21 protein-coding genes are annotated in these 25156 nt (G+C 69.3%); 11 read left to right on the forward strand and 10 right to left on the reverse strand.

The features are described from left to right. The first annotated feature begins 149 nt into the window (after positions 1-149). From NGB36_RS07160 to NGB36_RS07170, 3 genes are all read left to right on the forward strand, one after another. Positions 150-4574, forward strand: a complete 4425-nt coding sequence (locus NGB36_RS07160; RefSeq protein ID WP_255919269.1) for a type I polyketide synthase — start codon at positions 150-152, stop codon at positions 4572-4574. After that, positions 4571-6808 carry an MMPL family transporter gene (locus NGB36_RS07165; RefSeq protein WP_255919270.1) on the forward strand — a complete coding sequence of 746 codons (2238 nt, stop codon included), beginning with the start codon at positions 4571-4573 and terminating at the stop codon, positions 6806-6808. The genes NGB36_RS07160 and NGB36_RS07165 overlap by 4 nt, the downstream gene beginning before the upstream one ends. Positions 6809-6899: 91 nt before the next feature. Next, on the forward strand, positions 6900-7391 hold the full coding sequence (locus NGB36_RS07170; RefSeq protein WP_255919271.1) for a hypothetical protein: 492 nt from the start codon (positions 6900-6902) through the stop codon (positions 7389-7391). A 355-nt stretch (positions 7392-7746) separates the two neighbouring features. On the opposite strand, the gene NGB36_RS07175 is transcribed toward NGB36_RS07170, so the two are convergent. Further along, the gene (locus NGB36_RS07175; protein WP_255919272.1) at positions 7747-7941 is read right to left on the reverse strand and encodes a hypothetical protein; all 195 of its coding nucleotides are present in this window, start codon (positions 7939-7941) and stop codon (positions 7747-7749) included. A gap of 262 nt (positions 7942-8203) precedes the next feature. Between NGB36_RS07175 and NGB36_RS07180 the strand changes: the two genes are divergently transcribed. From NGB36_RS07180 to NGB36_RS07195, 4 genes are all read left to right on the forward strand, one after another. Then, a complete protein-coding gene (locus tag NGB36_RS07180) occupies positions 8204-8836 on the forward strand; it encodes a DUF6230 family protein (RefSeq protein ID WP_255919273.1) in 633 nt (210 codons plus the stop codon). A gap of 179 nt (positions 8837-9015) precedes the next feature. Next, positions 9016-9651, forward strand: a complete 636-nt coding sequence (locus NGB36_RS07185) for a DUF6230 family protein (RefSeq protein WP_255919274.1) — start codon at positions 9016-9018, stop codon at positions 9649-9651. A gap of 98 nt (positions 9652-9749) precedes the next feature. Beyond that, entirely contained in the window at positions 9750-11831 is a 2082-nt protein-coding gene (locus NGB36_RS07190; RefSeq protein WP_255919275.1) for a DUF6114 domain-containing protein, read from the forward strand. A gap of 354 nt (positions 11832-12185) precedes the next feature. After that, positions 12186-12614 carry an MFS transporter gene (locus NGB36_RS07195; protein WP_372509389.1) on the forward strand — a complete coding sequence of 143 codons (429 nt, stop codon included), beginning with the start codon at positions 12186-12188 and terminating at the stop codon, positions 12612-12614. An 11-nt stretch (positions 12615-12625) separates the two neighbouring features. Here NGB36_RS07195 and NGB36_RS07200 read toward each other — a convergent pair whose 3' ends face one another. From NGB36_RS07200 to NGB36_RS07210, 3 genes are read right to left on the reverse strand one after another with little or no spacing between them, the layout of a single operon-like run. After that, positions 12626-13549, reverse strand: coding sequence for a carbohydrate ABC transporter permease (locus tag NGB36_RS07200; protein WP_255919276.1), 924 nt, complete (start codon positions 13547-13549; stop codon positions 12626-12628). Further along, positions 13546-14508 (reverse strand): carbohydrate ABC transporter permease, encoded by a 963-nt coding sequence (locus tag NGB36_RS07205; protein WP_255919277.1) that lies wholly within the window; start codon positions 14506-14508, stop codon positions 13546-13548. The genes NGB36_RS07200 and NGB36_RS07205 overlap by 4 nt, the downstream gene beginning before the upstream one ends. Next, complete coding sequence (locus tag NGB36_RS07210) at positions 14505-15824, reverse strand: ABC transporter substrate-binding protein (RefSeq protein ID WP_255919278.1); 1320 nt, start codon at positions 15822-15824, stop codon at positions 14505-14507. The genes NGB36_RS07205 and NGB36_RS07210 overlap by 4 nt, the downstream gene beginning before the upstream one ends. 194 nt (positions 15825-16018) lie before the next feature. Between NGB36_RS07210 and NGB36_RS07215 the strand changes: the two genes are divergently transcribed. Next, positions 16019-18304 (forward strand): NEW3 domain-containing protein, encoded by a 2286-nt coding sequence (locus tag NGB36_RS07215; protein ID WP_255919279.1) that lies wholly within the window; start codon positions 16019-16021, stop codon positions 18302-18304. Positions 18305-18480: 176 nt separating this feature from the next. Continuing rightward, positions 18481-20067: a glycosyltransferase family 39 protein gene (locus NGB36_RS07220; RefSeq protein WP_255919280.1), complete on the forward strand. Its 1587-nt coding sequence runs from the start codon at positions 18481-18483 to the stop codon at positions 20065-20067. On the opposite strand, the gene NGB36_RS07225 is transcribed toward NGB36_RS07220, so the two are convergent. The 5 genes from NGB36_RS07225 to NGB36_RS07245 form a co-directional block, all read right to left on the reverse strand. Next, positions 20030-20272, reverse strand: coding sequence for a DUF2277 domain-containing protein (locus tag NGB36_RS07225; RefSeq protein WP_255919281.1), 243 nt, complete (start codon positions 20270-20272; stop codon positions 20030-20032). The two genes, NGB36_RS07220 and NGB36_RS07225, sit on opposite strands and share 38 nt — an antisense overlap. 26 nt (positions 20273-20298) lie before the next feature. After that, positions 20299-21084, reverse strand: a complete 786-nt coding sequence (locus tag NGB36_RS07230; protein ID WP_255919282.1) for a VOC family protein — start codon at positions 21082-21084, stop codon at positions 20299-20301. Positions 21085-21248: 164 nt separating this feature from the next. Next, positions 21249-21743, reverse strand: a complete 495-nt coding sequence (locus NGB36_RS07235) for an NUDIX hydrolase (protein ID WP_255919283.1) — start codon at positions 21741-21743, stop codon at positions 21249-21251. Between the two features lie 87 nt (positions 21744-21830). Next, a complete protein-coding gene (locus NGB36_RS07240) occupies positions 21831-22127 on the reverse strand; it encodes a hypothetical protein (RefSeq protein WP_255919284.1) in 297 nt (98 codons plus the stop codon). Positions 22128-22275: 148 nt separating this feature from the next. Then, positions 22276-23241 (reverse strand): acyl-ACP desaturase, encoded by a 966-nt coding sequence (locus tag NGB36_RS07245; protein WP_255919285.1) that lies wholly within the window; start codon positions 23239-23241, stop codon positions 22276-22278. Positions 23242-23404: 163 nt separating this feature from the next. Here NGB36_RS07245 and NGB36_RS07250 point away from each other — a divergent pair, with 163 nt between their 5' ends. Then, positions 23405-23824: a hypothetical protein gene (locus tag NGB36_RS07250; RefSeq protein WP_255919286.1), complete on the forward strand. Its 420-nt coding sequence runs from the start codon at positions 23405-23407 to the stop codon at positions 23822-23824. Positions 23825-23851: 27 nt separating this feature from the next. On the opposite strand, the gene NGB36_RS07255 is transcribed toward NGB36_RS07250, so the two are convergent. Next, positions 23852-24499, reverse strand: coding sequence for a phosphatase PAP2 family protein (locus NGB36_RS07255; RefSeq protein ID WP_255919287.1), 648 nt, complete (start codon positions 24497-24499; stop codon positions 23852-23854). Between the two features lie 234 nt (positions 24500-24733). Here NGB36_RS07255 and NGB36_RS07260 point away from each other — a divergent pair, with 234 nt between their 5' ends. Further along, a complete protein-coding gene (locus tag NGB36_RS07260; RefSeq protein WP_255919288.1) occupies positions 24734-25153 on the forward strand; it encodes a BlaI/MecI/CopY family transcriptional regulator in 420 nt (139 codons plus the stop codon). Positions 25154-25156 lie beyond the last annotated feature (3 nt).

Genomic DNA, 25156 nt, shown 5'->3' on the forward strand with positions numbered 1-25156 from the left:
GGGGCCGCTTTCGGTACGAAAGTCCCCGATTTGGACGTCATCATTGAGCGTTCACTCGGGTGATATGTGTAACTATCTGGATTTCTTCGTGAAATAAGGCGGTATGCAGCTTCTGTAGAAGAGACTGATCCGATGCACGGGGAGCTAGGTTGCGCAACATTGCGATCGTCGGCATGGGGTGCAGATTTCCCGGCGCGCGGAGCGTTCCCGCGTACTGGAGGATGCTGCGTCGAGCCACGCCGCAGTTCCGTGCCGTCCCACCCGAGCGCTGGGACCACTCACTGATTCACACGCCGCAGGACCGGCGTGCGCGCGCCGGGACCTACACCGACCGGCTCGCGACGGTCGACGGCGCCGACCTTTTCGACGCCCGCCACTATCGGATGTCGCCGCGCCGGGTCCAGGCGATGGATCCGCAGCACCGGCTGCTGCTCGACGCCTCCCGTGAGGCATTGCAGGATGCCGGCTGGGAGCGGCGCGCCTTCGACCACGACTCGACCGGGGTCTTCTTCGGTCTCAACGTCAGCGAGTACCTGGAGCTGTTGCCCGACGTGCTCACCGCCCCGGCCGCCACCATGCCGGGTGTGCTGCACAACATGGCCGCGACCAATGTCAGCCGGTTCTTCGACCTGCACGGGCCGAGCTTCACCGTCGACGCCGCATGCTCCGCCAGCCTGGTGGCGCTCCATCAGGCGCTCGCCCACCTCGGCAGCGGGGAGTGCCGCGTCGCCCTCGTCGGCGGTGCGTATCTGGCCCTCGATCCGCGCACCCTGCTGGGATTCTCCAAGGTCGGCGCCGTCTCCCCGTCCGGCGTGTGCCGCCCCTTCGACCGGGACGCCGACGGCTTCGTGCTGGGCGACGGCGTGGGCGTGGTGGTGCTGCGCTCGCTGGAGGAGGCACTGTCCGACGGTGACCGGGTGTATGCCGTGATCCGGGGCATCGGAACCTCCAACGACGGGACCGCCGAAGGCCCGATGACCCCGTCCGTCGAGGGCCAGCTGATGGCGCTGCGCCGGGCCTACGCGGATGCCGGGGTGGCGCCGCTGTCCATCGGTTTTCTCGAGGCCCACGGTACGGCGACCGCGGTAGGGGACTCCGTGGAACTTCAGGCGCTCGCGCGGCTGAGGTCCGAGACCATGCACGGGGCGCCGCCGCACGACACGGCAGGCCGCGCCTGTCTCTCCTCGGCGAAGGCGCTGATGGGCCATTCACTCGGCGCCTCCGGCATCGCCTCCCTGATCAAGACCGCCCTCGTCCTCCATCACCGCACCATCGTGCCGATGCCCGCCACCACCCCGGCCGACCGCGGGCTCCTCGAGGCGGCCGGCCTGCGCATCCCCCGCTCGGAGGAACCCTGGCGGCGTTCCGGCACACAGCCGCTGCGGGCTTCGGTCAGCAACTTCGGCTTCGGGGGCACCAATGTGCACATCATCGTGGAGGAGTCTCCGCAGCCGCAGGCAGCCGTCCGGACCGGAAAGCGCGGCAACTCCCCTGCGGAGGCTCAGCTGTTTCTCTTCTCCGCGGGCTCGCTGCTGCAGCTGGAGGCATACCTGGTCCGATTCCTGGAGACGTTGCAGGATTCCCCCGCCATGCCGCTGCCCGCGATCGCCCGCACGCTCGCGGTGCGGCAGCTGCTTCCTGCCAGACTCGCCCTTGTCGCGGGCGACCATGCCGAGTTGCGCAATCGGGTCCAGCAAGCCCGGTCCGCACTGGCGCAGGGCCGGGTGGGGCCGCTGGGCGAGGGAATGCACGCGGCGGCCGAACCGCTACCCGCCGCCGAACGCCGCACCGCCTTCCTCTTTCCCGGCCAGGGCACCCAGCGCCCCGGCATGGCTCGGGATCTGTACGCGCGCTTCCCCGCTGTGCGTACCTGCCTCGAAGGCCTGAACGCGGTCGCCGTGGACCACGAGGGAGGTTTCTCACTGCTCGACGCGGTGTACGGACCGGGCGGCTCGACGCCCGCAGGCCGCGAGCGGCTCACCCGGACGGATGTGTGCCAACCCGTGGTGGGCGCATTCTCCATGGCCGTCTCCCGCTTCCTGCGCGCTCTCGGAGCCGAACCCGATGTCTGCTTCGGGCACAGCATGGGCGAGTTCACCGCGGCGGCGGCCGCCGGAGCCCTCGACGACGCCGACTGCCTGCGGCTGCTGCTGGCACGCGGCGCCGTGATGCGCCGCGCGGAGTCGCCCGGACGCGGCGGCATGCTGGCGGTCCGCGGGGGACACGACGAGATCACGCCGCTGGCCGAGAATCTGGACGAGGTCTGGGCCGCGTGCTGGAACCACCCGAAGGAGACCGTTTACAGCGGCACCGCCCCAGCGCTCGCGGAGTTGGCCCGCAGGTGTGCCGACGCGGGCCTGCCGGTGACCGCGCTGCAGGTCTCCAACGGCTTCCACTCGCCGCTGATCGATACCGTCCTCGACGACCTGGTGGCCGATGCCGCCTCACGCCATGTCACCCGTCCGGCAGGCGCGTTCGTCTCGTCGGTGAGTGGAGCGGTTGAGGACGACCCCGATGTCCTGCGGGGGTTGTGGGGCCGCCACGCCTGCGCGCCGGTGCGGTTCGCGGACGCCTCGCAAGCCGCATACGACGCGGGTGCCCGGCTGTTCGTACAGGTCTGCGGCGGGCGCGGGCTGCTCGGCGCGGTACGGCAGAGCCTGGCGGATCCGGGTGCGGCCAGGTACGTCGCGCTCACCGGAGACGGTCCCGACGAGGCGCGCACATTTCTCACCGCGCTGGGTGAACTCGCCGTGGCAGGCGTGGAACTCGACGCCACCAAGCTTGTACCGGAGGGGGCGGCGCTGGTCACCCTGGAAGCTTCGCCGCTGGTGCCGAGTTCGCACTGGTATCCCAGGGTCGCCTCGCGCGTACCACCGCCTCCCACCGTTCCCGCACTCGGCGCAGCGGACAACGCCGCGGCCGTTGCTCACACGAGGCCCCAGGCGCAACAACAAACGGCGTCCGTCCCCGGCCCGCACGGGGAGCACCAGGTGAACGGAGTTTCCGTGCAGCGGCCGCACCTGCCTCGTTGCCACGACCACGAACAGGTACGTGCCCGGGTCTATACCGAGGTCTCTGCGGTCAGTGCCTTCCGTACGGATCAGCTCACCGACGACCTGCTCATCGTCGAGCACCTCGGCTTCGACTCGCTGATGGTGTCGGAGCTGGCGGAGCGGCTGCGCCGGGCCTTCCCTGAGGCGGCGACGCAGCTCAAGGAGGGATTCCTGCTGCAGCGGCCGACGATCGCTCAGGTCGTCGAGGCGACTGCCCGGTTGCTGGGTCTTGGCCCGGCGGCCCATGCAGGCGAGCGCCGCATCGTCGCACCCCCCGCTGCCGCTCCCCTCGCCACGGTGCCCGCCGAACGGCGTATCGAGGACTTTCCCGAGCTCCTCGATCTGGAGCAGCGAATCTCCGCCAGCCGCCACAACCCCTACTTCCTGCTCCACGAGGGCATGCTTCGGGACACCACCGTGGTCGGCGGGCGGCAGTTGATCTCCTTCTCCGGCTACAACTACCTGGGCCTTTCGGGCCATCCGGCGGTCACCTCGGCGGTGAAGGAGGCCGTCGACCGGTACGGCACCTCGGTCTCGGCGAGCAGGTTCCTGTCCGGCGACCGGCCGCTTCACCGCGAACTGGAGGCGGAGCTAGCCGCTCTCACCGGCTCCGAGGCGGCGCTCGCCCTGGTCAGCGGCCATGCCACCAATGTCACCGTGATCGGCCATCTGACGGGTCCGGGCGACCTGATCCTGCATGACGCCCTCGCCCACGACAGCATCCTGCAGGGGTGCACGCTCTCCGGGGCACGCCGCAGGTCGTTCCCGCACAACGACATGGCCGCGCTCGACCGCCTGCTGCACAGCATCCGGGGCCAGTTCCGGCGGGTGCTGATCGTGGTCGAGGGGGTGTACAGCATGGACGGCGACATCGTCGACCTGCCGGCGCTGACCGAGGTGAAGGAGCGCCACGGCGCCATCGTGATGGTCGACGAGGCGCACAGCATCGGCGTGTTGGGCAGCACGGGCGGCGGTGTGGGCGAGCACTTCGGGGTGGAGCGGGCCACGGTGGACCTGTGGTCGGGGACGCTGTCGAAGTCGCTGGCGGGGTGCGGCGGCTTCGTGGCGGGGACGCGGCGGGTGATCGAGTACCTGAAGTACTCGGTGCCCGGGTTCGTCTACAGCGTCGGCATGACCCCTGCCAACGCGGCGGCGTCGCTGGCCGCGATCCGGGTGATGCGTGAGGAGCCCGAACGGCTGAAGCGCCTGCGCGTCAACTCCGACCTCTTCCTCTCTCTGGCGCGAGAAGCCGGGATCGACACCGGCGGCAGCGACGGGACACCGGTGATCCCGGCGATCGTGAAGGACTCGGAGAAGGCGGTACGGCTGGCCGCGGCGCTCTTCGACAGCGGTGTGAGCGTCAATCCGATCCTGTACCCGGCGGTGGCCGAGGATCTGGTGCGGTTGCGGTTCTTCGTCACCAGCGAGCACACGCAGCGACACATCGAGCACAGCGTCGCCTCGCTCGCCGAGCAGTGGCGACTTATTCGGTCGAAGCCGATCCGAACGGGTGCCAGGTGAATACTCCCACCGTCTCCTCTGCAGTCTCCGCCGAGCCGTTCGCGGACACCGGGAAGGGCTCCCCCCGTGCCCCCGACGTCGGGTGGCCGGGCCGAGCACCGCTGCCCTTGCGCCGCCCCCGCACGGTCCTCGCGGTTTCCCTGCTCTTCCTGGTGGTCGCCGCGGCCGTCGCCGGCGGCACGCTCAAGGCGTTGAAGGCCGGCGGCTTCGACGACCCCTCCACCGACTCGGCCGCCGCCGCCCAGCTGCTCCGGGAGAAGTTCCCGACCGCGCAGCCCAACCTCTTCGTACTGGTCCGCGACGACTCAGGTGATGCGGCCGACCCCGCCGCGGTCCGCGTCGGCCGCGCGGTGGTCAAGCAGCTGTCGCACCGCCCGGGGGTCCATCTGGTGGCGTCGTACTACCGCACCCCCTCCCCGGCACTGCGTTCGGCGGACGGGTCGGTCGGACTGACCGCGGTGAACGTGGCCGGTGACCAGGACGCAGCGGGCCGGATCGTCGCAGCGTTGCACACCAGGCTGGCCGGCGGGCATGACGGGGTGCAGGTGCGCTTCGGCGGCATCACTCAGATCAACAATGACCTCAACGACCGCACCGCGCAGGACCTCACGGTGGCCGAGTCCGTAGCGCTCCCGCTCACCTTGCTGCTTCTGGTGCTGGTCTTCCGCGGTGTCGTGGCGGCACTGCTGCCGACGGCCGTCGGGGTGGTGGCGATCCTCGGCGCGCTGGCGGTGCTGCGGTGCGTTGCCGCGTTCACCTCGGTATCGGTCTTCTCCACGACCCTGATCACCGCGCTCGGCCTCGGACTCGCCGTCGACTACAGCCTGTTGATCGTCGCCCGCTACCGGCAGGAGCGGGCCCAGGGCGGGGGCGACCAGGCGGCGTTGCTACGCACCTTGCGCACCGCTGGGCGGACGGTGCTGTTCAGCGCCACCATCGTGGCCACCGTGCTGCTCACGCTGGTCATCTTCCGCCTCTACTTCCTCCGCTCGTTCGCCTACGCGGGCGTGGCCACTGTGGCGATCACGGTACTGGGGGCACTGGGGCCGCTGCCCGCCGCACTGCTGCTGCTCGGGGACCGGGTGGACGCTTGGCGGCTCGGCCGGCCCCCGACGGTGCGTAGCGCGCCCGAGCAGCGGCTGTGGGGCCGGATCGCGGGTGGCTCAATGCGGCGTCCCGCCCTCTGCGGGCTTGCCGTGGCCGCCGGTCTGGTGATGCTGGCGCTGCGGCTGGGCCACGCCCAGTTCGGCATCCCCGACGAGCGAGCGCTGCCGAAGAGCGCCGAGAGCCGTCAGGCATCCGAGGTGCTGCGCAGCGCCTTCCCCGGTAGCCAGGCGAGCGATGCGCTCACCGTTGTCGCGCCTTCGTGGTCGGCGGATCCGGGGGGCACCGCGCTGTCGGCGTACGCCCGTGCGCTCTCCGGTGTTCCCGGAATCGACCGGGTGGAGAGCGCGGAAGGGGGCTTCGCCGCGGGTCACCCGGCCGGACCGCCCATGCCGGGCCTGCGCAACGGCAGAGCGATCCGTCTCGATGTGCGCACCCGGGTGGTGCCCTTCTCGGACACGGGCAGCCGTCTTGCCGAACGGGTGCGGGCCGTGCCCGTCCCGGGCGGGCGGAGGGTTTATGTCGGCGGGCTGGCGGCGCAGTTGAAGGACACCACCTCGTCCCTTGCGAGCGGACTGCCCCTGGCACTCGGCCTGACCGTGCTGATCACCCTCGTCCTGCTCCTCCTCGCCACCGGCAGCGTGCTGTTGCCCGTCAAGGCCGTGCTCTTCAACGCACTCGGCCTGACCGGCGTGCTCGGCGCGATGGTGTGGGTGTTCAACGACGGGCACCTGTCCTGGCTGCTGGGTTTCACTCCGTCACCGCTGGCGCTCACCATGCCGGTTCTACTGGTCTGCGTCGCCTATGCGCTCTCGATGGACTACGAGGTCTTCCTGCTGTCCCGGATCAAGGAGCGGCACGACGCCGGGGATGACACGGAACATGCGGTTCGGGCCGGTCTGGGCGAGAGCGGACCGATCATCAGCGCGGCCGCAGGGCTGCTCGCTGTCTCATTCTTCGCCATCGGCCTGTCCGGGGTCTCTCTGGCCAAGTTCTTCGGCCTCGGCACCGGTATCGCGATCGTCATGGACGCGGTGCTGATCCGCGGTGTGCTCGTGCCCGCTTTCTTCCGGCTGGCCGGCCGGGCCGCGTGGTGGGCACCTGCCCGTTGGCGACGGACGACGTCGTGAGAAGCATGCGGCGGTGCTCGGACGGAGCACAAAAAGACTATCCGCATATGTTGTATGCCCCTATTGTGCACAACGAGGAGTTGTATCCATCGTGAGGAAGTTCATCGCCCACGGGGCCGTAGGCACCGTGCTCTCCGTCGCCGCCCTCGTCCCGCTCGCCGGGGTGTCGCAGGCGAACACGCCCCTTCAGCAGGGGCCGCGCGCCGTCACGTCACACAGTCAGCGCGCCGGCGGCGACACAGACGGCGCAGACGGCGACGGGGCCGGCTACGGCAACTACCGCGGCGACCGATCGCGGGCCGGCTACTGGGAGGGCTTCCGCGACGGCTTCGCCCTCGGCGCCCGACGCGATCTCGACGACGACGGCGGCAAGCACAGAAGATCCGAGTCCTACTGGATCGGCTTCCGCGACGGCTACCGGCTCGGCGAACGCCACAGGCGTCGCCATGAGGAGAAGGGGCGCGAATGCCGTCGCAGCCGCTTCCACGACGGCTACTACGACGCCGGTTACTGCCATCACCGGCACCACCACCGCCGTCACCACCACAAGAAGAAGTGCCCCTGGGAGCTTCTGGGGCTGTGATCCCGGAGCCTGAGCGCTGTCCCGCGCGCAAGCCCGGGTTCGTGCCGCTGAGCCGAGCCGTCCCTTCGTGGGGCGGCTCGCCTCTTCTGGGTCAGCTCTCGGAATTGCGGGCGCGGTCCTGCCCCTCGCGCGTTGGGTCTGGTCGGGCGTGGCCGCCCGGCATACGAGGAGGGCCGGCTCGTCCTGCGCTGCGATGCCACCATCGGCGCCGGAGGCGGTCAAGGTCAGGCTGCGGTAGCGACATCCTGCGGGGGCTCGGTGCGGCCCGGACGATCACCATGTAGGTGCGCACAGCAGGTGCCGCCCCGCCGACGGCTTCGCCTACGACGGCGGCGCCGATGACGCGCCGACGCTCTTACCGATCTTCGTTCTGCTCGGGCTCCGGCTGCGGAGTCTCTTCCGCGTCGCGCAGCTTCGCGCGCTCGGCGGGGCTTTCCGGGCCCTCTTCGGGCTGCCGCGCCTTCTTTCCCTCCGGGCTCTCCTGGTCGTGGCGCCGGGCCTTCTCCGTCATCTGGTGGGCCCGCTTCCTGAAGTCCTCAATGCCGGGCATCGGTGGATCCTTCCTGGATATCTGCATCCCCGGATTCATGGGCTCCCCCCAGCGTGGCACGACGACTCGGATGTCGCATATCGGACGATAACGCATATAGCATAAATATGTCGGATAATCGGGTCGCTTCCGGTTGCCGACCGCGCTCCGGCGGGTTGCAATTGATCTGCAGTCCGCGGGCCCCGGATCTCCGAGTGACCGGCGGCCGCAGCCCGCGGCACAGGCGCATCCCCGCCCCGCCGGACCGGATCGGGAGGCAGCGATGACGATCAGCAATGACACCCCTCGCACGGCTGGGCGCACCCGGTGGAAGAAGCTGGGCATCGTGATGGTGCCGACCCTGCTGGTCTCGGGCGCAGTCCTGGCGGGTGTCGACGCCGGGATCATTCCCGTGAGCCTCGCGGTCAACGCCCAGAACCTCACCCTCTCCGGGCAGAGGCTCAAGATCAGCGCCGACCGGCTGCACGGCACGGGCTTCGTCCAGTACGTGGTCGCGGACCACTCCAAGACCGGGTACTTCCCGGAGGCGTACACCGGTGTCAAGTCTGCCGACCTGTATAACCTGTGCCAGTCGGTCGCCGTCCACGTGCCGCTCCTCGGCCCGGCGACGCTGCGCGTCTCCGCCGGAGGGGGCGGGCATCCCGCGCACGCCGAGAACCTCGTCGTGCATACCGACGACCTCTCCGGCGACGCCTCGTTCCAGAACCTCACCATCGGCCAGGACGTCTCCACGATGCCGGGTCTGTCCAACGTCGCGGCCGGCACCTGGGGGCAGCGCGCCGACGCCGTGACCATCGATCACCTGAAGCAGGCGGCCCCTGCGGTCACCGCCTCGTCGTTCAAGCTCGCCGGTCTGCATCTGAGCGTCAAGGCGGGCGACAAGTCCTGCTACTGACGGGGTTCCCCCGCTGGGCCGTACGGGTGGAGCTGCCCGCCCGTCGGAGTGACGCCTCGAAGGCGTGAGTTACCCGTCGGGCCTCCCGGAGTTGGAGGCCATGTACCGCACACCGTGCGATACCGCAAGCGACTCCGGAGCCGGAGTTCCCGGTCCGCTGTGGCCCGACGGGGAGAGATATGACGATCTGTACGGACAGCACCCTGTTTTCCGGCCCCGCCGGCCGCACGCGCTGGAAGCGGCTGGCCGTGGTGATGGTTCCCACCCTCCTCGCCTCGGCGATGGTGTTCGTCGCCGTCGCGCGGGGCGCGCTCGCCGCATCGTTCGGCGTCTCGGCCAACTCGTTCATCGTCTCGGGCAAGACCTTCGAGATCGCCGCCAGTGAACTCGACGGCGACGGCTTCGTCCAGTTCGGCGCCGTCTCCGTCGGCAAGTTCGAGTCCTTCCCCGAGGCGTTCACCGGCATCAGGTCGGCAACCCTCTTCAACCTGTGCCAGTCCGTCGTCCAGCACCTCCCGCTCGTCGGCGAGTACACGCTGAAGACGACCTCGACCCCCGTGCACGCCGACCGGCTGCTCGTCTGGGCGCACGACCTGCGCGGCGACGCCTTCTTCCGCGACATCAACATCGGCCAGGATGCGTCAACCGTCCATGGAGTGCCGGGAATTCGCGGCGAACCGGGCGGATTCGCCGAGCAGGCGGACTTCACGCGCGTCAACCATCTGCGGCAGGCGACACGTGCGATTCACGCGGCCACGTTCACCTTCCCGAACCTGCACCTCTCGGTGAGGAGGGGCGACCACTCCTGCTTCTGATCCGCCCGCTGCACCGAACCGGGGAGCCCGGCACCGCGGCGGCGGGACGCCGCTGCGGTGCCGGGCTCTCAGACAACCACCAACTCGGGGAGTTCGATGTGAGTAGTGCGCCGGTGCGCGCGGGGGACGAGACGCCGTCCGGCGGTCGGCGTTCCCCTTGGAGGGCGTTCCGGGACTGGCGGCACAGCCGTCCGTTCTGGGCTGGACTGTGGACGCTTCTCGCGGGCCTGGAGATCCTCTCCATCCCCATTGCACCGCTGCCCCTGATGATCCACGAAGGGGTCGCGGGCGTCGCGGGCGGGCTCATGGGGATCTTCATGATCGTCCTCGGGCTGAGCATGTGGGCCGCCCCGAACTACCGGGCGTTCGCGGGGATCGCGACCCTGATCCTCGCCATCGCCTCGCTCGTGCTGTCCAACCTCGGCGGATTCATCATCGGATTCCTGCTCGGCATCATCGGCGGGACGATGGCGATCAGTTGGGTGCCGGACGGTACGCCGGAGCCCCCGCCGATCGTCCCGGACTGGTCGGGTAGCGGCGGCGGGGACGGTCGCGGGGGAGCGGGCAGCCCGGGAGGCAACGGAGGCGCCGGGGGCAACGGGGGTACGCCGGGCTCCGGCGGCATCAGCGGCACGGGCGGACCGGGCGCCGGCGCCTCGGGCGGCGGGTCGGACCGCCCGTCGGGCCCGAGCGTCGCGTACCGCCGCCTCTTCGGCGACCGGCTGCGGGTCCTCGGGGTGCTGCCCGTCGGGGCGCTGATCGCCGGCGGGCTGCACCCGCTGCCCGATCCCGGATCCCGGCTGCCGCCCGATGCCTACGACCCGCTCAGCATGCTCAGCGACGTACTGCAGATCGACTCGAAGCACGGTAAGCAACAGGACCACGGCATCTGCTCGTTGCTCGACGGGCTGATGGGCGCGAGCGATTCGACATCGCACGGACACGGCACCCACTCGTACGACAGCGACCGCAGCTCCGGCAAATCACCCGACCGTCCGAACCTCTACCAGGTGAGCGTGCATGCCCCGTTGGGGCTGCACACCTCCGTCCGCCTGCACTTCCCGGGCCAGCGGGACGACCGCGGCGACCACGACGGCGGCTCGCACAGGAGCACCGTGCGCCACCACTCCGGAGGCGGACTGCTGCGCGCCGTCTCCGACCTGCTCGGCCTCGACGAAAACTCCAGACATCACGCACACGACGCGACCTCCACGAGCCGGGCCGTCCACTCCCCGGCGGCGCCGTCGCGCGCCAGCGTACGGGCGCTCACCGCGCCGCAGCACAGCGACGCGAGCCCGCACCATGACGGAAGCGAGCCGGGCAACTCCGATCACCAGGACGACAAGGGTGATGAGGGAGGCAAAGGCGATACAAGCGACGCATCGAGTCTGCAGGGCCTGCTCTCCGGCAACTCCCTCACCCCGCACCTGCTGCATCTCAAGATCCCCCCGCTCCCGCGCGACGGCGGCATGGACAAGCTGCTGTCGAATCTCCCGCTGCAGTTCACGGCGTCGGGGAAGGCAGACCACGACTCGCCCTGGTGCATCCCGTCCCTCAAGTACGACTTCGTCCCCGACGCCCACAAGTTCAGGCCACCGGTCGCCGCCCAGCCGTTCAAGGTGCTCACACCGCTGCTCGTCCTGGTCAACCTGACGTTCCACGGCATCACCTCGCTGCCGACCAGCGAGGGCCGTACGAAGGTGCTGGTCTTCACGGCGACTCAGGTCGACATCGACAGCCTGCGCCAGACCAACCCGCTGCTGCCGCCCGACTGCGGACACGGCGGACCGCGCATTCACTACCCGCGCTTCCGCGGACTCCCCGGCGTGCGGTTCCCCCTCGACGACGACTCCAGCATCCAAGGCATCAACGGCATCGGCAAGGTCGACCGGCACGCCGACGGACCGTGGAGCGTGTGTCAGGGACGAGTGCATACCGACGCCGCGCCCGGCAGCACCACGGTCGGCACCGGTCGGCCCGTCGTGTTGCTGACAAAGGTGCTCAGCGGCAGCCTCCTCGGCCTGCTCCCGGTCGTCTTCACCCCGAGCATGCCGCCGCCGCTGCCGACCGGGCTCACCCTGCCGATCCCGATCTTCTTCACCAACGTCGTCGCCTACAACCAGTTCCTGAGCACCGAAAGGCTCACCATTCCCGGGCTGCACCTGTACGTCAGCCCGTGAGCCGGACCTGATCCGTACCGGAACCTGCGGACATCGAGAGCCACAGGCACGTCCTAGACTCCTGCGGACGCGGACGGACCATCACCCGCGTCGATGTCGCCGAGACGGGTGTGCTGCATGCCACGATCCCGGCGTGGGTATTCGTCACCATGCCCGTACCGGCCCCGGCATAGCCGCAACCGGTAGATGCGACCCGTGACCGCCCTGCCGTAGGGGGCAGTCGGGAGCGTAAGCGGAGCCGTTACGACCGAGTCAACAAGCTCGGCCGCTACACGGCCGAGCAGTTGACCGTGCTGTGGACGCCGCTGGGCCTGATGCTCGCCGGACCCCCGTACCACTACCCCCCCGGCGGTCATCGGCCTGTTCGGCCTCGCCGGGGCGGCCAGTGCGGTCGCCGCGTCACTGGCCGGGCGGCTGGCCGACTGGGGCGGGGCGCGGCTGACCACCGGGGTGTGCGCGTTGCTGCTGCTGGCGACGTGGCTGCCGATGGGGCTCGGCCAGCACTCGCTCGCTCTGCTGGTGACCGGCATCGCCGCCTTCGATCTGGTCGTCCAGGGGCTGCACATCACCAACCAGAGCCAGATCTACACCCTGCGCCCCGAGGCCCGTGCCCGGCTCACCTCCGCGTACATGACGTGCTACTTCGTCGGCGGCGTGGCGGGCTCGGGGCTCTCCACCCTCGCCTACACCCGCGGCGGCTGGACGGGCGTGGCGCTGCTCGGCGCGGCGCTGGGCGCGGCCACCTGCCTGCTCTGGATCGTCTCCCTCCTGCGCAAGCGCTGAACGCTGCGGGCTCAGCCCTTCGACGAACCGAGGGTCAGTCCCGCCACGAACTGCCGCTGCAGGGCGAAGAAGACGACGAGGGTCGGTACGGCGACGATGAGCGAGGCGGCCGATATCAGGTTGTTGTTGACGAAGAACTCGCCGGTGAGGTTGTTGAGGGCCGCCGTGATCGGGCGGTTGGCGCCGGTCTGCATCAAGACGGTCGCCCAGAAGAAGTCGTTGTAGATCCAGGTGAATTCGAGGGTGGCCAGCGCCGCGAGCACCGGCCTGCACAGCGGCAGGATGATCTGCCAGTACTGGCGCCAGGCGGATGCGCCGTCCATCAGGGCGGCCTCGCCGAGTTCGCCCGGGATGGTGCGCATGTAGTTGGACATGACGAAGGCGCAAAAGCCCGTCTGGAAGGCGACATGGATGAGGATCAGCCCGAGGAAGGAGTCGTCGAGCTTGCCCGACGCGGCCAGCCAGGTGGGCAGCGGCACCAGTTGGTAGATCTTGTAGAGCGGGGTGATGATCGCCTGCTGGGGGAGGAGATTGCCCGCGGTGAAGAGCAGGAGCAGCGCGATGTTGATGCGGAAGCTGTAGCGGGCGACGACGAAGGCGACCATGCTCGCCAGCAGCAGGGTGAACACCAGCGCGGGCACGGTGATCACCATGGAGTTCCAGAAGTAGCGCGGCAGGTCGGCCTGGCTCCACGCGGTGGTGAAGTTGGAGAGGTTGTACGGGCCGCCGACGGAGACATAGCCGCGAGTCGCCGTCGAGTCGTACGGGCGCAGCGCGGTGTAGAAGGCGTAGATCAGCGGCGCCAGCCAGATGACGCAGGTGCCCACCAGGAAGGCGTGCAGGGCGATCCGCGAGATGCGCGCCGGGCGCGGGCGGTGCGCCGCGACGGGCGGGGCGGGCCGCGACGTGGGGCGGTGGACGGTGGTCGCGGTCATTCGCGTTCGTCCTTCCGGAAGATGGTGATCAGATACGGGACGATGAACGCCAGCGAGATGACCAGGAGGATGGTGGCGAGGGCGGAGCCGAAGCCGATGCGGCTGGCCTCCCCGATGATGTTGTCGGTGACGAGGACGGAGAGCAGTTCCAGGCCGTCGGTGCCGCGGTTGATGATGTAGACGATGTCGAAGGCGCGCAGCGACTCGATGACGGTGATGACGAGGACGACGACATTGATGGAACGCAGCGCGGGCCATACGACGTGCTGGAACGCCTGCCATCCATTGGCGCCGTCGAGTGCCGCGGCCTCCTTGAGCGAGGGGTCGACGCTCTTCAGCCCGGCGAGGTAGAGGATCATCACATAGCCGGTCTGGCGCCAGCAGGCCATGACCAGAACGGCCCAGATGTTCAGGTGGGGGTCGCCCAGCCAGTCGATCATGTTGCCCTGGTGGGTGTCCCCGGTGAGGTTGTTGATCAGCCCCTGGGTGGGGGAGAAGATCAGCTCCGTCATGAAGCCGATCAGGGCGAGGGAGAGCACAACCGGCAGGAACAGCACGCTCTGGTAGAGGCGGGAGAACCGTATCTGCTTATCGAGCTGGACGGCGAGGAAGAGTCCGAAGGGCGCCGGGAGCAGGAAGAAGACGGCCAGCCAGAGCAGGTTGTGCTCGATCGCCGGCGGGAACTGCGGGTACTCGGTGAAGATGTTCCGGTAGTTCTCCAGGCCCACCCAGTGGATCGAGGAGACCCCGCCGATCCCGGGCCAGCTGGAGAACGACAACGCCACCGACAGCAGGGCCGGTAGCCATACCAGCCCCACGGTCAGCAGCGTCGGCACGCCGCCCATCAGCGTCAGCGTGATCCGGTCGTGTGAGGTCAGCCGTCGTGAGCGGCGGCGCCCCCGGCCGGTCCCCGTACGCGCGGACGGCGGCGCGCTGCGTGCATCCTGGACGGTCGTCATCCGTTGCTCGCCCAGATCGACTTGGCCTGCTTGTCGATGTTGGAGAGGATCCCGGAGATCGAGCCCGGGTCGTTCAGGAACGACTGGATCTGCGGGAGCATCACCGGGTCGGCGAAGTCGGGCCGGGTGTCGCGGTCCATGAACTGCGAGATCTGCTTCGCGCCCTGGATCAGCTTCATGGCATCGGTCTGCGGCTGCGTGTACTTGGAGGTGTCCACGCCGTTGGCGGTTGCGATGTCCGCCGGGTTGGAGCCGAGCCAGATCTGCTGGGCCTTGGCCGTGCCGAGGTATTCGAGCAGCTTGACCGCACCGTCGTGGTTCTTCGGCGACTTGACCATCATGAACCCGTCGATCGGGGCCTCGACGGCGTCCTGCCCGTAGCTGGGGTTGACTGTCGGGAACGGGAAGAAGCCCAGGTTGCCGGCGTTGGAGCCGGTGAAGATGGTGCCGATCTGGTCGAGGCCGAGGACCATCATCCCGGCCTGCTTGTTGAGGATCTGCTGCGCACCCTCCTGCCAGGTCAGGCCGAGGAAGCCCGGCGAGTAGTACGGGATCAGCTCACGCCACTGGTCGAACACCGCCTTGACCTGCGGGGAGTTCCAGCCCTGGCCGCTGCGCATGAGGTTGATGTGGAAGGTGAACCCGTTCATGCGCATGTTCAGGTAGTCGAACGTGCCCATCGCGGGCCAGCCGTCCTTGTCGGTGAAGGCGATCGGGATCAGCCCGTCCGACTTCATCTTCTTCGCCAGCGCGGTGAACTCGTCCCAAGTGGTGGGGGCGGTGTAGCCCTTCGACTGCCACAGGCTCTTGTTGTAGAAGACGGCCCACGGGTAGTAGTCGAACGGCACGAAGTAGTAGTGCCCGTCGGTCCCCTTGCTCTGCGCCTTCATGGCGTCGGTGTAGTTGGAGCCGATCGCGGACCACACGTCGTCGACGGTGCTGAGCAGGCCCTGCCCGGCGAAGAACTGCATGCGCTCGCCCGCGAACCAGTTGAATACGTCCTGCGGATTGCCCTGCAGATACGTGGTGATGTTCTGCTGGAAGGTGTTGTGGTCCACCCAGTTGACGTCGACCGAGATGCCGGTGGCCGACTTCGCCGCCGCGAACACGGTCTCGTATGCACCCTTCGGCTCCGGCACGGCCGCGTTCGACCCGAAGCTGACGGTCTTGCTGTCGGTGCCGGAACCGCCGCTTCCGGAGCCGCTGCTACAGGCGGTGAGAACCGGCGGCAGCGCCAGAGCGCCCGTGCCGAGCGCCGCCGTGCGCAGCAGGGAACGCCGGGACAGCTGGTGTCCGCCGGAGGTTGACTGTGCCATGACCCCTCCCGAGGGGTGTGATGGGTGGAACACAACCAAACGTGAGCTTCCAGATACCACCGCCGAGAGATCCGCCTGTCAAGGCCCACGGCGCACGACTCCTTGTGATTTTGTTCGGACACGTTTAACTTTGGTGTCCCCTGGAGGATCGTGATGACCCATCAGAGGCGGAACCTGCCACTCAAGGGGAGACGATGCCTAGACACATACGTGCGGTGATGGCCGCATTGACCGCGACATTGACGCTGGCCGGAGCCGCGCTTGCGTCCAGTGCCCCGTCCGCGAACGCCGAGAACAACGGCGTCGGCCTCAAGCCTGCGCTGGGCTGGAGCAGCTGGAGCTTCCTGCGCAGCCACCCGACCGCTTCGGCGATCGACGCCCAGGCGGACGCGATGAAGTCCAGCGGCCTGGCCAAAGAGGGCTACCAGTACGTCAACCTCGACGACTTCTACTACGAATGCCCCGGCAGTCAGGGCCCGAACGTGGACCAGTACGGCCGCTGGGTGACCGACCCCGCCAAGTTCCCGTCCTCCGGCTCGGAGAACGGGATCAAGGCCGTCGCCGACCACGTGCACGCCGACGGCCTGAAGTTCGGCCTCTACGTCACACCCGGCATCTCGAAGCAGGCCGTCGCCCAGAACACGCCCATCCAGGGCACGTCCTACCACGCCGACGACATCGCCGAGCCAAGCGTGTCGGAGAAGAACTACAACTGCGGCGGCATGGTCGGCATCGACTACAGCAAGCCCGGAGCCCAGGCGTTCATCAACTCCTGGGCCGACGAGATGACGTCCTGGGGCGTGGACTACGTCAAGATCGACGGCGTCGGCTCCTGGGACATCCCGGACGTCGAGGCATGGTCGAACGCCCTGCGGCAGACCGGCCGCCCGATCCACCTCGAACTCTCCAACAGCCTGTCCGTCTCCAATGCCTCCACCTGGGAGCAGTACGCCAATGGCTGGCGCACCGGCGGCGACATCGAGTGCTACTGCGGCTCGGGCGGCAGCAGTTATCCGCTCACCGACTGGAACAATGTGGCGGGCCGGTTCAACCAGGTAGCCGCGTGGCAGCCGTACGGCGGGCCCGGGGCGTTCAACGACTACGACTCCACCGAGGTCGGCAACGGCAGCAACGACGGTCTGACACCCGTCGAACGGCAGACCCAGATGAGCCTGTGGGCGATGGCCGCCTCCCCGCTGATCCTTGGCACGGACCTGACCAGCCTCGACCCCACCGACCTCGACTATTTGAAGAACACCGATGTGCTCGCCGTCGACCAGGACGGCATCGACGCCTCCCGGATCGTCAACGGCAGCACCGAACAGGTCTTCGTGAAGAAGGAGAGCAACGGCGACGCGATCGTCGCGCTGTTCAACACCGGGTCGTCGACCGAGACCATCTCGACCACGGCCTCCGCGGCCGGGCTCTCCTCGGCGCCGTCGTATCTGCTGAACGACCTGTGGAGCCACAAGACGACGGAGACCGCGGGCACCATCAGCGCCACCATTCCCTCCCACGGCGTCGCGCTGTACCGGGCGACACCGGCGAGCAACCCCGCGGCGGCGCCCCCCAGCACCACCCTCTCCCTGAGCGGCCTGTCCGAGGTGGCCTCCGGCCAGACCGTGACGGCCACCGAGTCCTTCACCGACAACGGCCGCGAACCGGCCCAGGGCGTCCGGCTCGCCCTGCGCCTGCCCGCAGGGTGGTCGGCCACCCCCAGCACCCCCACGACCTTCGCGGCGGTGCCGACCGGCCGCACCGTCCAGGCCACCTTCCAGGTGAAAGCCCCCACCGCGGCACAGCTCTTCGAGACCGGCACGGCCACCGACGGCGTCACCTACACCTGGCCCGCCGGAACGCAACAGAGCTGGAACGGCAGCCAGAGCGTCACGGTGAGCTCGCCTGTCCAGGCCCCGTACAGGACGGTCGCGTCGACGACGGCGGACTTCGGGCAGGTCGGCACGGAGCTCGGCGTCCGCGCCTCCGGTGCGGACGTCTTCGGCTCGACCAATGAGTACGGAGCGATCTACCAGCAGGGCGCGGAGCAGAACGGCACCGTCGCGACCGTCGAGATCACCTCGCAGAGCGACACCAACGCCTGGGCCAAGGCCGGCATCATGGTGCGCAACGACATCACCGCCGCCAACACCTCACCCGGCTATCTGATCGTCGCGGTCACGCCCGGCCATGGCTACGTCGTGCAGTGGGACTCGACCGGCAACGGCCAACTCGATTCCAACAGCGCCCCGTCCAACGAAGGGCTCGGCACAGCCTCCTACCCCACGTGGCTGAAGCTCGTGCGCAACGGCACGTCGTACAGCGGCTACTACTCGACGGACGACAAGACGTGGACCCTGATCGACACCGTCTCGGTGCCGAGCGCCGCCACCACACAGGACGTCGGTCTGTTCTCCACCGCCCACAACTCCGGCACGATCGGCGAGACCGACTTCGACCACTTCACCCTCTCCCAGTCGTAGCCGACCGGCCCCGGACCGCCCCCGACCGGTCCGTGACCGCGTGGCCGGTGCTCATCGCCCGTATGAGCACCGGCCATTGCTTCGTGGCGATACCGCCTCTTCCGCGGTCTGTTAATCCATGATTGTCGTGGTTCAAGGAAGTACGACAGGCTTTGCGTCACACGACCAGGAGAGCCATGACACTCGCCGGTCCGCTCCGACACCGGATCCGACACAGGAACGGCACCCCCGCCACCGCACCGCGCCCCGACCACCGGCCGCGCGAGCACAACCACCGGCAGCTCGCCGCCGTCGCCGTCGTCTACGTCCTCGCCCAGCTCGTCCTCACCGTCCCCGTCAACCACCGGAGTCTCGCCTGGGACGAGTCGATCTACTTCTCACAGATCGACCCGCACTCCGTCGCCACGTTCTTCAGCGCCCCGCGCTCGCGCGGTGTCTCCCTGCTCGGCGCTCCCGTGGCCCTGTTCACCTCGAACCCGCTGGTCATCCGCCTCTGTCTCGCCGTCGTCTCCGGGATCCTGCTCCACGCGGCCTTCGGGACCTGGCGCCGCCTCATCGGCGCCCGCACCGCCGCACTCGCCGCGCTCCTCTTCGCCACGCTGTGGGTGACCGTCGACTACGGCGCGCAACTGATGCCGAACATCTGGGTGGCGTTCAGCGCCGTGGCCGCCGTCGGCCTCTTCCTGCGCGCAGTCCACGAGCGGCCGCGCCCCCGTCACCTCCTCGGCCTCGCTCTCGCCGTCGGCTGGGCGGCACTCGTCCGCGCACCCGACGGTGCCTATCTGGCCCTGCCGCTGCTGGGCGCAGCCCTGCTGGTACGCGCCTGGCGCCGCCCCGGCGTGGCGGCGGCCGTCGCCGCCGGGCTCGGCGCGGGACTCGCCGAGTGGGTGACGGAGGCATACGTACGCTTCGGCGGGGTGGAGCAACGGCTCGCCGATTCCGGCGTCATCGAGGGCGGCGTAGGGCTGACGTGGAACGTCGCCAACGCCCTGCGCGCGGCCGACGGTCCGCTGCTGTGCCGCCCCTGCCTCGTGGGCTACCCGCCCCTCGGCGACGTCCTGTGGTGGCTGGCCATCCCCGTGCTGGTCCTGGCGGCACTGGCGTCACCGGCGGCCGCGCGGGCGGGCGGGCCGCTCAGGCAGGGCGGTCCGCTCAGGCAGGGCGGTCCAGGCCGGGGCGCGGTGACGGTGACGCCAGTGGTGTGTGCGCTCTCGCTCTCCGTCCCCTACCTCTTCATGATCAACTATTCGGCGCCGCGTTTCCTCCTCCCCGCCTACGCGCTGCTCGCACTGCCGGTCGCCGGGCTCATCGCGCAGGGCCTGAACGCCGTACGGGCCCGTCCCACCCCCTGGGGCGTGGCGGCCGTCCTCCTCGCGGCCGCCGTCTTCGGGCAGCACCTGTCGTTCCAGGAGCAGCTCGCGCGCCGCCACGCCCTCAACCTCGGCCACGACAACGACCACTACCGCGCGCTCGCCGACGCCCTCCACCGCGCAGGCGTCCACCCCCCGTGCCTGGTCGCCGGCAACACCGAGCCGATCGCGTACGACGCCGGCTGCTCCTCGTCCGTCTCCTCCAACCTGCTGACCGACTCCTCGATGGTCTCCGGCCCGGATGCGCTGCGCGCGGGCGCTCACGAGACAGTCGCCGTCCTCGTGCCACCCGGTGGCGCGGCACCCTCGTACGCGCCGCACTGGGTCCGCCACCAGCTCACCGGATCGCGACTCGTCAGCGGCTGGTCGGCCTACCTGCCGCCGGGCCGGTGACGCCCCTCACCTCCAACCCCTCCAGAAGCTGCCGCGTCGCCTCCGCCACCGCGTCCACGGCCTGATCGAAGACCAGCCGGTTGTGCGCTGCGGGTGCGCGGAACCCGGATACCTTGCGTACGTACTGCAACGCCGCCGCCCGGATGTCTTCCTCGCCGGCCCCGGGCATCGCGGGCGGTCGGAGCGTCTTGATACTGCGGCACATGTCCCCAGTGTCTCCCGCCCTGCCCGTCAGGCGGAGGCGCTGGTGATCACCGAGAACGCCGCGCCGTAGCGGTCGCGCAGGGCCGCCATCCGCCCGACGCCTTCGAGATCGGCGGGCCCCATGAGGACGGTGCCGCCTATTCCGGAGACCTTGGCCACCACCGCATCGCAGTCCGCCACCTCGAAGTACGGCAGCCAGTGCGCCGTCGCCCCCGCGCTCCGCGCCTCGTCGCTGAGCCCCATGATCCCGCCCTGGCTCGCCTCCTGCCCGCCGCCCGACGGGCTGACAACGGTGTACGTGAAGCCCCCCATCGGAGCGTCCTGGCTCTCCCAGTCGAAGACCGAGTGGTAGAAGGACTTCGCCTGCTCCGGATCGGTGGTGTGCAGCTCCGTCCAGCACAGGGTGTTCGGATCGTTGACCGCGTCCAGGCCCTTGGTCTTCCCGGGCTGCCAGACGGCGAACTCGGCGCCGGTGGGATCGGTGAAGCCGGCCATCCGACCTCGGTCGAAGACGTCGAACGGCCCGAACCGGACCACCCCTCCTGCCTGTTCGACCGCCTTGGCCGTCGCATCCACGTCCGGCGTATGGAAGTACACCGTCCATGCGGAGGCGGCACCCTCCTCCGAACACGGACCCACGGCCGCGACCGTCTTGCCGTCGAGCACGAACATTCCGTAGCCGCCGGCGTCAGGCCCGGCGGACTGGAACTCCCAGCCGAACAGGGCCTGGTAGTGCGCGGCCGTGGCAGGGATGTCAGGCGTGCTGAGGTCGACCCAGACGGGTGCGCCGGGCACGTAGTTTGTGGTGAGCATGACCCTGAGCCTCCGAGGCGTGCGTGTTCCATCGCGGAACCGCCCGCCTGCACGAGGACCCCGGGCGGATTCCCTTGACGCCCTCAGCTTGGCACCCACCACTGACAATCGCCGTCCGCTGCGCCGGCCACCCGCGCTGACCTGCGACGCCGTGCCCAGCGGTGCTACTCGGCCGCGGCCGGCACTCCGGAGAAGTCGAAGGCCGCCGCCTGCGTCTCGTCCAGCGCAAGCGCCAGCCGCCGCCGCGCGCTCCCGGAGAGCTCGGGCAGCGCGTCCAGCGCGAACCAGCCGACGTCGAGTGACTCGTCATCGTTGACGCGCGCCTCACCACCGACCGCACGGCACCGGAAGGTGATGTCCAGGTACTGCGCCCGGTCCCCGTTGGCGTACTCGATCTCCGGGGAGACGCCGACCGAGCTGATCCGTTCCGGAACCACCAGTACGCCGGTCTCCTCCCAGCACTCCCGGGCCGCCGCATCGGCGGGCTGCTCCCCGGGATCGATGATTCCGCTGATCAGTGCCCACTCACCGGTATCGGCCCGTTTCCCGAGCAGCACCCGCCCTTCGTCGTCGAGGACGACTGCGGTGACACCTGAGAGCCACAGGGGACGCGTACCGACAACGGACCGCAACTCGGCCAGGAACTGGGGGATAGCCATGGCAGCGAGACTAAGCCCTCGGGCATGCTGCGCTCCGGTCGGCGCGACCCGGTCGCCCCGTGACCGCGGCCGAGGCACAGGGCGTGACTACCGCACCGGGATGGCCAGTTCGCGCCCCCGGTAGAAGCTTTCGCGCTCCTCGACGACGTACGGGGCCATGGCCTGGCGCCGTCGCACCTCCGCCTCCGAGGCGCGGTACGCGTCACACGATTCCCTGGTGTCCCAGAACGAAACACCGATGATCTCCGCACCGTCCTCGGACCAGTACGCGAAGGCGCGGCGCAGGCCCTGAGGGGCGGGTTCCGGGCGCCACGCCCCTTCAAAATCGTCCAGCGTCCCCGGCTTGATGCGGCGCGCCGTGATCCAGACGAATTGCTCCTCCATGACGGCTCCTCCAGATCGACTCGGCCCGAAGGTGCTCTCATGCCCACGGTATGCCTGCCGATACTCCGGCGCCTGCCCGTCGACGGATCAAGAGGCCCACCACCTGCGCGGCGAGGGGCGACGAGGGCGTGCCCGGCGGGCCCGCGGTTCAGCTCGTGCGGCGGCGGGCCAGCAGCGCCTCCCGGCGCTCCTCGAATCTGGCCGCCTGGTCGTTCAGGCCGCCCATGAACATCCCGATCTCCTGTTGGGCCTGCAGACCGTCCGGGCCGAGCCCGCCGACCTCCAGCACCTTCAGGTGGCGGAGGACCGGCTGGAGTACATCGTCGTGGTGGATGCGCAGGTTGTAGATCCCGCCGATGGCCATCCGGGCGGCGGCCCGCTCGAAGCCCGGCATCCCGTGGCCGGGCATGCGGAAGCCGGTCACCACATCGGCGATGGCGCGCATCGTCTGGTCGGGCGCGAGCTGGAGGGCTGCGCCCAGCAGGTTGCGGTAGAAGACCATGTGGAGGTTCTCGTCGGTGGCGATCCGGGCGAGCATCCGGTCGCAGACCGGGTCGCCGGAGGCGCGCCCGGTGTTGCGGTGCGCGACGCGGGTGGCCAGCTCCTGGGAGGCCACGTAGGCGATCTGGTGCAGCACGCTGTGGCTGTTGTCGGCCTCGAATCCGGTCGACATGTGCTGCATGCGCAGTCGTTCGAGCTCCACGGGGTCGACGGCGCGGGAGACGAGGAGGTAGTCGCGCATGACGATGGCGTGCCTGCCCTCCTCCGCGGTCCAGCGGTGAACCCAGGTGCCCCAGGCGCCGTCGCGCCCGAAGAGGGTCGCGATCTCGTGGTGGTAGCTGGGCAGGTTGTCCTCGGTCAGCAGGTTGACGACCAGCGATGTCCTGGCGACGTCGGTGACCTTCGACTGATCCAGCGACCATGCCTCACCGCCGAGGATCCCGTCGAAGTTGCGGCCGTCGCTCCACGGAACGTACTCGTGGGGCATCCACTCCCTGGCGGCCTCCAGATGGCGGTTGAGTTCGGTTTCGACCGCCTCTTCCAGGGCATGCAGCAGCTGGACGTCGCTCCACTCCTTCGCGGTGCGGATGCGGGGAACGGAGGCTGTGGTCAAGGGTGCTCCTGGCGTTGCAGGGGAGGGCGGCTCCGTTCAAGCTACTACATGATGTAGAAGTTCACGCCTGGCTCCATGTGACCTGCGCCACGTGAGGGGTGCTCCGGGTGACATCTCCGGCGTGACATCGTCGGGACGGCCGTGACCGGCAAGGATGCCCGCCATGCGTGAGCCCGGTGCCGTTCGCCGTATCAGGCGTTGCGCCGCCGGATCAGGGCATGAACTCGGCGACGCCGGAGGGCCGTTGCTCTTCGCAGGAGCCGCCGTGCTCGCCACGCTCAGCGGCGGGTTCCCCGCCTACGGCGCCTACATCGTCGAATCCGCCTACCCCGACGTCTTCCTGGGGGATCAGCAACAGCGCACCGACGACGCCAACCGCTACTTCGCCCCGGGCGCGTCGCGCGAGGAGCGGCTGCGCATCTGCGCGCCTACTACGTGCGGCGGATTCTCCAGACTGCCCACGACGGGGGCCTGGTACCGTCCGACCCTGCCGTGCAGCGGGTGGCAACCGGCCCCGACGGCGAGATCCTGCTCAACGTCATCGGCTGACCCGCTGACCCGCCTGTCCGCCGAGCGGCAGTGAGTCGCAATCAACGGCACCGACGGGAGTTCAGCGTGCGGCGTGCACGCCGGAAGGGCCGGCCGTGAGCAGCGGCTGGAGTGCCCCCTGACGCAGGGAGCCGACCAGCCCGGCCGCCCAGCGGCGCAGGGCAACGCTGGTCACGTAGGCCACGGGCATGGCGATGACGGCGGCGCCGATGACGTCGTGCGGGTAGTGGTCGCCGAGGTAGACGCGGGTGAAACCCTCGAACATGGCGAAGGCCGTGGCGATCACGGCGAGGCGGCGGTCGAGCAGGAACAGCGCTGCAACCGTCGCCGTGGCCACGGTGGTGTGGCCGCTGGGGAAGGCGTAGTCGTTCGGCGCCGGGCAGGCCGAGACGAAATAGTCGTGCGGCAACGAGTAGCACGGCCGCACCTCGGCTACGAACTTCTTGATCACCTCGGCGACGGCGAAGGCGGTCCCGACGCTCACCGGTGCGGCCAGCGCCACGGCCATGGCCGCGGTATCGCGGCGACGGGCGTTCCACCAACCCACGATCATCAGCACCGCGAACACCGCCAGGCCCGCATTGGTCCACAAGTCAAGCGGCGTGTTGAGCCACTTGGTGGCCTTGGCGAAATCGGTGATCGAGGTGAACAGCGAACCGTCGATCCCGGCACCGTCGAAGGCCAGTTGGACCGCAGAGTGAGCTGTCATCAAGCGCGCTCTTTCGAAGTCGAGGAACAGCCGCACAACACTGAGCAGCTGCAAGGTGAACGGCAGACTAACATCTACAGTGGCGTAGAAGTTAGCCCGGGTGTCCGTCGCTCCGTGCACGTTCGGGCGGGTATAGGTTCTACGGTGATGTAGAAGTTGCGGCTGCTGGCTGCTGGCTGCTGGCTGCTGGCCTCTGGCCGCGGAACCGAATGGAGATCGGAGGGAGGGCACCCCATGGGACCGGACCGGCATCGGCCGGCGGCCGCGGGCGGGCGACGGCCCAGCGGTGCGCTGGAGGCGGAGGTGCTGGCCGCCCTGCAGTCGTCGCCGCAGGCGCTGACGCCCGCCGAGGCCCTGGAGCGACTCGGCGGGGGACTCTCCTACAGCACCGTGGTGACGATTCTGTCCCGGATGCACGACAAGGGAATGCTCACGCGCACCAAACGCGGCCGGGCGTACGCGTACGCACCCGTCACCGATGCCTCAGGCCTGACCGCGCGGCGGATGCGCCAGGTCATGGAGGGCGGCCCGGACCGGGAGTCGGTGCTTTCCCGCTTCGTCGACGAGCTGTCCACCAGCGACGAGGAGTTGCTGCGTCGGCTGCTCGACGGAGACGGAGGCGCCGACCTGGGCACCGGCGCGCGGGGAGGCTGACCT

This window comes from Streptomyces humicola (assembly GCF_024436035.1).
Classification (GTDB): domain Bacteria; phylum Actinomycetota; class Actinomycetes; order Streptomycetales; family Streptomycetaceae; genus Streptantibioticus_B; species Streptantibioticus_B humicola.